This window comes from Streptomyces sp. NPDC048637, from assembly GCF_040650675.1.
Lineage (GTDB): Bacteria > Actinomycetota > Actinomycetes > Streptomycetales > Streptomycetaceae > Streptomyces.
In genome coordinates this window covers 74,254-80,475 of sequence record NZ_JBEZHQ010000042.1, presented here as the reverse complement: position 1 = coordinate 80,475, position 6,222 = coordinate 74,254, and the positions used below count along the sequence as shown (strand labels likewise).

The window sequence follows — 6,222 nt, the reverse complement described above, 5'->3', positions numbered from 1 at the left end:
TAGTGTTTCGGTGGTCATTGCGTTAGGGAAACGCCCGGTTACATTCCGAACCCGGAAGCTAAGCCTTTCAGCGCCGATGGTACTGCAGGGGGGACCCTGTGGGAGAGTAGGACGCCGCCGAACAAATTTTAAAAATGCCTCGTTCCCCGAGTTTCGACTCGGGGAACGAGGCATTTTTGCGTTTCGGGCCGGTAGGTACGCTCGTGGGCATGCGCTATGGCTTGGTCATTTTCGATAACGATGGCGTCCTGGTGGACAGCGAGCCGATCTCCAATCGGATTCTTGCCGGCTACCTCACCGAATTGGGTCATCCGACCACCTACGAAGATTCGCTGCGTGACTACATGGGCGGTGCGATGCACCGCATTCACGAGCGCGTGCTGCAGCGGTCCGGAAAGCGGCTGCCGGCCGGGTTCGACGAGAGCTTTCATGCGCGGGTCTTCGAGGAGTTCCGCAGGAGTCTGGAGCCGGTGGCGGGCGTGGGCGAGGTGCTGGAGAAGCTGGCTGCGGACGGGGTGCCGTACTGCGTCGGGTCGTCGGGAAGCCGTGAGCGCATTCGGGTGGCGTTGACGAAGACCGGGCTGTGGGAGCGGTTCGAAGGGGCCGGCGGTGGTGCCGGTGAGTACGTCTTCTCGTCGCAGGATGTGGGGCGGGGGAAGCCGGCGCCGGATCTCTTTCTGTATGCGGCTCAGGAGATGGGTGTGGCGCCGGAGCGGTGTGCGGTGGTGGAGGACAGCCCGCTGGGGGTGCGGGCCGCGGTCGCCGCGGGGATGGACGTCTACGGGTTCACGGCGATGACGTCGGCACAGAAGCTGACGGAGGCAGGCGCCACCGCGCTGTTCGCCCATATGGCAGAGCTGCCGGCGCTGTTGCAGTAGGGGCACCGCCCCACCACCCGTCAGGCGGATGTCGGAATCGGCGCTGTGATCCATCTACCCAGCGGTAGTGGGGAGTTCTAGGCTGAGCGGCCATGACGGCCCCTCGGGTACCAGGAGCGCAGCTGCGGCACGGCAGGGCCTCGCTCGCCCTGAGCTTCTTCGTCCAGGGCGCGGTCTTCGCCCTCCTCGTCACCCGAATACCCGCGATCCAGGACCGCTACGGGATTTCGGACGGTCTGCTGCCGGCGTTCCTGGCGGCGGTGCCCGTCCTCGCGGGGGTCGGCAGCGTCGTCACCGAGCGGCTGGTGCAGCGGGTGCGGCCCAGCCACGTACTGCGAGCGGTGCAGCCGGTGGTGTGTCTGGCGCTGGCGGCCGTCGGGTCGGTCGGCTCGATGGCGCAGGTAGCGGTGGCGCTGGCGGTGTTCGGGCTGTCGGTGGGGGCGCTGGACGCCTCGATGAACATGCTCGGGGTGAGCCTGCAGCGGGCGTACGGGCGGAGCATCATGCTCGGGTTCCACGCCGCGTACAGCCTGGGTGGCATCGTGGGCGCCTCGCTGGCCTGGGCGGGTGCGCACTGGGAGCTGTCACTTGCGCTGCTGTACGGGCCGGTGGTGGCGGTCCTGGTGCCGCTGGCACTGATCGTGGGCCGATGGTTCGTGGACCGGGACCGGGACCGGGTACGGGATCGGGAACGGGACCGGTGGGCGCAGGAGGGAAGTGTGGAGGCGCCGGCGGGGGCCGTCGTGCCTTTCGGGATGCGGCTGTTGTTGCCGCTGTGTCTGGTGATGGCGTTCGCGTATATCGGGGACTCGACCGTCTCCAACTGGAGCGCCAAGTATCTGCAGGACGTCCTGGGGAGCTCCGAGCAGCTCGCCACCCTTCCGTACAACGTCTACATGGTCACCACCCTGCTCGGGCGGACGGTCGGCGACCTGGGTGTGTGGCGCTTCGGGGCGGTCGCGGTGGTGCGGACCGGGGTGGTGGTCGCGGCGGGCGGTTTCGCGGTGGTGGCCGCGGCGCCGGGGCCCTGGGCCGGGATGGCGGGGTTCACGCTGCTGGGGCTCGGGCTGTGTGTGATCGTGCCCCAGACGTTCGCAGCGGCGGGGCGCCACGCCTTCGAGGAGCACGGTCCCGAGGCTGCGGACAGGGCCGTCGCGCGGCTGAACATTTTCAATTACGTGGGCTTCTTGATCGGCTCTCCGTTGGTCGGTGCGCTCGGTGATGCCTGGAGCTATCGGGGGGCAATGCTCGTACCGATGGCCCTGGTGCTGGTGACGCTGGTGTATGCCCGCTCGTTCGGGGCGCCGGAGGCCCGATACGGTGACGGGCATGAGCGGCCGCGCACAGCTGATGTGGGATGAGGCAGTAACGGGCTACGACTTCGGGTCCGGGCATCCGATGGACCCGGTCCGGCTCGCGCTGACCATGCGTTTGGTGGAGGCGTTCGAGCTGGACCGCGGACCGCTGGAGGTGGTCGGGGCCAAGCCGGCCGGGGACTCCACCCTGCGGCTGGTGCATCGTGAGGACTACATCGCCGCGGTCCGCAGAGCCTCGGCGGACCCGGCTGCCGCGGACATGTCGTACGGCCTGGGGACCGCGGACGATCCGGCGTTCGTGGGGATGCACGAGGCGTCCGCACTGATCGCCGGGCAGTCGGTGGGCGCGGCGGAGGCCGTCTGGCGCGGCGATGCGGCGCACGCGGTGAACTTCGCGGGCGGGCTGCACCATGCGATGCCGGGCGGGGCGGCCGGTTTCTGTATCTACAACGACGCGTCGCTGGCGATCGCCCGGCTGCTGGAGCTGGGGGCCGAACGTGTCGCGTATGTGGATGTGGACGTCCACCACGGTGACGGGGTGCAGGCGGCGTTCTGGGAGGACCCGCGGGTACTGACGGTTTCGCTGCACGAGCATCCGCGGACGCTTTTCCCGCAGACCGGCTGGCCGGAAGAGACCGGCGGGGCGGGCGCGGAGGGCACCGCGGCGAATGTGGCGCTGCCGGCCGGGACCGGGGACGAGGGCTGGCTGCGGGCGTTCCATGCGGTGGTCCCGGAGCTGCTGGGGGCCTTCCGGCCGCAGGTGATCGTGACGCAGCACGGCGCTGACACCCACTTCGAGGATCCGCTGGCGCATCTCGCGGTGAGCCTGGACGCCCAGCGTGCGGTGGCGGAGGCCTGCCACGACCTGGCGCATGAGCACGCGGACGGCCGGTGGGTCGCGCTCGGCGGAGGCGGCTATGCGGTGGTGGACGTGGTGCCGCGCAGCTGGACGCATCTGGTCGCGATCGCGGCGGGCCGGCCGATCGACCCGACCTCGATGGTGCCGGAGGCCTGGCGGCACGAAGTGTTCCGCCGGACACGGCAGTTGGCGCCGCACCGGATGACGGACGGCCGTACGCCGCAGTGGCGGAACTTCGTCGACGACGGCTATGACCCGGCCGACCGGCTGGACCAGGCGGTGCTGGCGACCCGCCGGGCGGTCTTCCCGGCGCATGGGCTGCTGCCGTAGGTCGGAACGTTCGCCGGGTCCCTGTAACGCTGTTACGGCGACCCGGAAGCGAGGTATTCGTGGGGCGCCGATGCCCCGCGGGCGGGCGTCCCGCGGGGCGCCTTCCGCCGCTCCCGGACGGCCGTATCCGGCGCCGCGCCCCACGGATGTGTGACTACTCGCCGGTCAGGGCAACCGTAGGCCGACCAACCGGACAGTATGGGACGCGTGTGGGGAACCGGGGCGCTGCGGGCGCACCTGATCGAGGCGCGGCTCGCGGGGACGATCGCGACCACGCGGGAGAAGAGTCTGGCGCGCTACCGGCTCTTCGCGGCGCGCGATCCCAGGGTGTTGCTGGGGCTCGATCCCGAACGGGACTGGCCGCTCGGTGAAGTACTGCGACTGATGGGGCGGAAGTGCGGTGTTTCGGCCGATCCCGCGCACACTTCCGGCCCGGATGTGATCGACCCCGACCGTACGGTCGCCGCGCTGGACGGGTTCGCCGAACGGGTGGCCGCGGCGGCCGGCCGCCGGGCGCCGGTGCTGATCGGCACCGGTCATCCGCACCGGCTGCTGGGGTTCTACGCCGCCCTCGCAGACGCTCTCTCGTCGGCGGGCTGCCCCGTTCTCACCCCGGCGTATGGCGCCCGTGTCGACATAGCGACCCGGTTCGGGGTACGTCCCTGCACTCTTGAGTACGTACGGGGAGTCGCGCTGATGCGAGAACCCGGCGTGCGGGGCGCGCCCGGGGCCAGGGGCGTACACACCCATTCACCGCTCCCGGTGCGGACCGCTCTGGCGGCTGCGGCGGACGTCGCGGGGCCGCTGCCGGCCCTGGTGATCGGGGACCACGGTTGGGTCTGCGGGGCAGGTCAGCTGGGCTTTGAGGCGATCGGGCTGGCGGACACCGACGACCCGGCGCTGTTCGTCGGCCAGGCCGAGGGGCGGGTGTCCGTGGTGGTGCCGCTCGATGACGCGGTGCGGGCCGCGGACTATCGACCGCTGGCCCGCTATGTGCTCAATCGGGCGTGTCTGTCACGATAGGCGGCTGTTCGCTGCTCCTCTTCCCCACTCGCATCACCCGCCCCTAATCTGGGGAGTGAGCGCATAGCGACGAAGAGTCACCGGAGGGGAAGCCGGTGTCCGTCTTATGCGGAAGGTGCAGGTGTGACATGGCGGCAGACCAGAGGCCTCTGAACGAGGTCGTGTTCCTGACAGTGGCGGAGGTCGCCACGGTGATGCGAGTGTCGAAGATGACCGTGTACCGCCTGGTGCACAGTGGTCATCTGCCCGCGATTCGCGTGGGGAGGTCATTCCGGGTTCCGGAGCAGGCGGTTCACGACTATCTCCGTGAGTCCTTTGTGGGGGTGGAATCAGCCTGACGGGCCTGCGCCGACCCTCGGATTACGCCGTTCGCCCGGCGCCGGGTAGGCTGGCCCGATGTAGGTAGTGTGGGCTCGGACGCCCCGCACCGAGTGATTCGAAGTAAGCGAGGGTAGTCGTGGGCTCTGTTATCAAGAAGCGGCGCAAGCGGATGGCTAAGAAGAAGCACCGCAAGCTGCTCAAGCGCACCCGTGTTCAGCGTCGTAACAAGAAGTAAGCGACGCTGATCGCGAATTCGCAGCCCCTCATCGCCTTGTGCGATGGGGGGCTGCGGTGCGTTGTGGGCCGTATGGACGGTGGTTGGACGGAAATGTGGCCGCGGGCAACCTGCGGTCATCACCGCGCAACACCGACCCGATAGCGTGGCCTGCACAGCTCGGCTAGGCGTGGTCGCGGCGGGAAGGAAGGGCTGATCTTGGGCAAGGTCGTGCTCGTCACGGGAGTCGCACGGCAATTGGGCGGGAGGTTCGTCCGGCGCATCCAGCGCGATCCCGACGTCGACCGGGTGATCGGGGTCGACGCCGTGCCACCGGAGCACCATCTGGGCGGCGCCGAATTCCTCAAAGCCGATATCCGGCATCCGGCCATTGCCCGGGTCCTGGCCGAGACGGGCGTCGACACCGTCATCCATATGGACATCAACGGCACGCCGTTGGGCAAGCGCGGCGGCCGCGCCTCGGTGAAGGAAACCAACGTCATCGGGACGATGCAGCTGCTCGGCGCCTGCCAGAAGGCCCCGAATGTGCAGCGGCTGGTCATCAAGTCCAGCACCAGTGTCTACGGCTCCGCGCCCCGGGATCCCGCCGTCTTCACCGAGACCACCACGCCGAAGTCGCTGCCCAGTGGTGGCTTCGCCAAGGACATCGTCGAGGTCGAGGGGTACGTACGCGGCTTCGCCCGCCGCCGGCCGGATGTGGCGGTGTGTGTGCTGCGCTTCGCCAACATCCTCGGGCCGTGCGCGGATTCCCCGCTCGCCGAGTACTTCTCCCTGCCCGTATGGCCCACCGTGCTCGGCTACGACCCGCGGCTGCAGTTCGTCCACGAGGACGACGCCATCGAGGTACTGCGGATCGCCGCCGCCGCGCCCCGCCGGGGAACGCTCAACAGCGGCACGTTCAATATCGCCGGAGACGGTGTGCTGCTGCTGTCGCAGACCTCCCGGCGGCTGGGGCGGCCCACCGTCCCGCTGCTGCTGCCGACCGTCACCTGGGCCGGTACGGCGCTGCGGTCCATCGGCATCACGGACTTCTCGCCGGAACAGATCCGGCTGCTCACGCACGGCAGGGTCGTCGAAACGACACAGATGCGCGAGACACTGGGATTCCGTCCGAAGTACACGACGGCGGAGACCTTCGCGGAATTCGCCCGCAGCCGCGGACCCGGGCTGCTGCCGCCCGAGTCCCTCGCCCGCACCGTCGACCGGCTCGCCGGCGTGCTGCCCGCACGCGGCGGCCCGACCCAGTGAGGAGTTCATCCA

At 69.4% G+C, this 6,222-nt stretch carries 7 protein-coding genes and 1 rRNA gene; all 8 read left to right on the top strand.

What is annotated here, in order from left to right; all coding sequences use genetic code 11:
* Nucleotides 1-6 precede the first annotated feature (6 nt).
* The 8 genes from rrf (at nucleotide 7) to AB0C46_RS34480 (ending at nucleotide 6,210) form a co-directional block, all read left to right on the top strand.
* Nucleotides 7-123, top strand: a 5S ribosomal RNA gene (gene rrf / locus AB0C46_RS34515).
* A gap of 86 nt (nucleotides 124-209) precedes the next feature.
* Complete coding sequence (locus AB0C46_RS34510; RefSeq protein ID WP_362832758.1) at nucleotides 210-878, top strand: HAD family hydrolase; 669 nt, start codon at nucleotides 210-212, stop codon at nucleotides 876-878.
* 92 nt (nucleotides 879-970) lie between these two features.
* Entirely contained in the window at nucleotides 971-2,239 is a 1,269-nt protein-coding gene (locus AB0C46_RS34505) for an MFS transporter (protein WP_362832751.1), read from the top strand.
* Nucleotides 2,208-3,383 (top strand): acetoin utilization protein AcuC, encoded by a 1,176-nt coding sequence (locus AB0C46_RS34500; RefSeq protein ID WP_362832750.1) that lies wholly within the window; start codon nucleotides 2,208-2,210, stop codon nucleotides 3,381-3,383. The genes AB0C46_RS34505 and AB0C46_RS34500 overlap by 32 nt, the downstream gene beginning before the upstream one ends.
* Nucleotides 3,384-3,590: 207 nt before the next feature.
* Nucleotides 3,591-4,406 carry a phosphatase gene (locus tag AB0C46_RS34495; RefSeq protein WP_362832749.1) on the top strand — a complete coding sequence of 272 codons (816 nt, stop codon included), beginning with the start codon at nucleotides 3,591-3,593 and terminating at the stop codon, nucleotides 4,404-4,406.
* A 128-nt stretch (nucleotides 4,407-4,534) separates the two neighbouring features.
* Nucleotides 4,535-4,744, top strand: a complete 210-nt coding sequence (locus tag AB0C46_RS34490; RefSeq protein WP_006604741.1) for a helix-turn-helix domain-containing protein — start codon at nucleotides 4,535-4,537, stop codon at nucleotides 4,742-4,744.
* Nucleotides 4,745-4,863: 119 nt separating this feature from the next.
* The gene (locus AB0C46_RS34485) at nucleotides 4,864-4,962 is read left to right on the top strand and encodes an AURKAIP1/COX24 domain-containing protein (RefSeq protein ID WP_003948845.1); all 99 of its coding nucleotides are present in this window, start codon (nucleotides 4,864-4,866) and stop codon (nucleotides 4,960-4,962) included.
* A gap of 198 nt (nucleotides 4,963-5,160) precedes the next feature.
* A complete protein-coding gene (locus AB0C46_RS34480; RefSeq protein WP_362832748.1) occupies nucleotides 5,161-6,210 on the top strand; it encodes an NAD-dependent epimerase/dehydratase family protein in 1,050 nt (349 codons plus the stop codon).
* Nucleotides 6,211-6,222 lie beyond the last annotated feature (12 nt).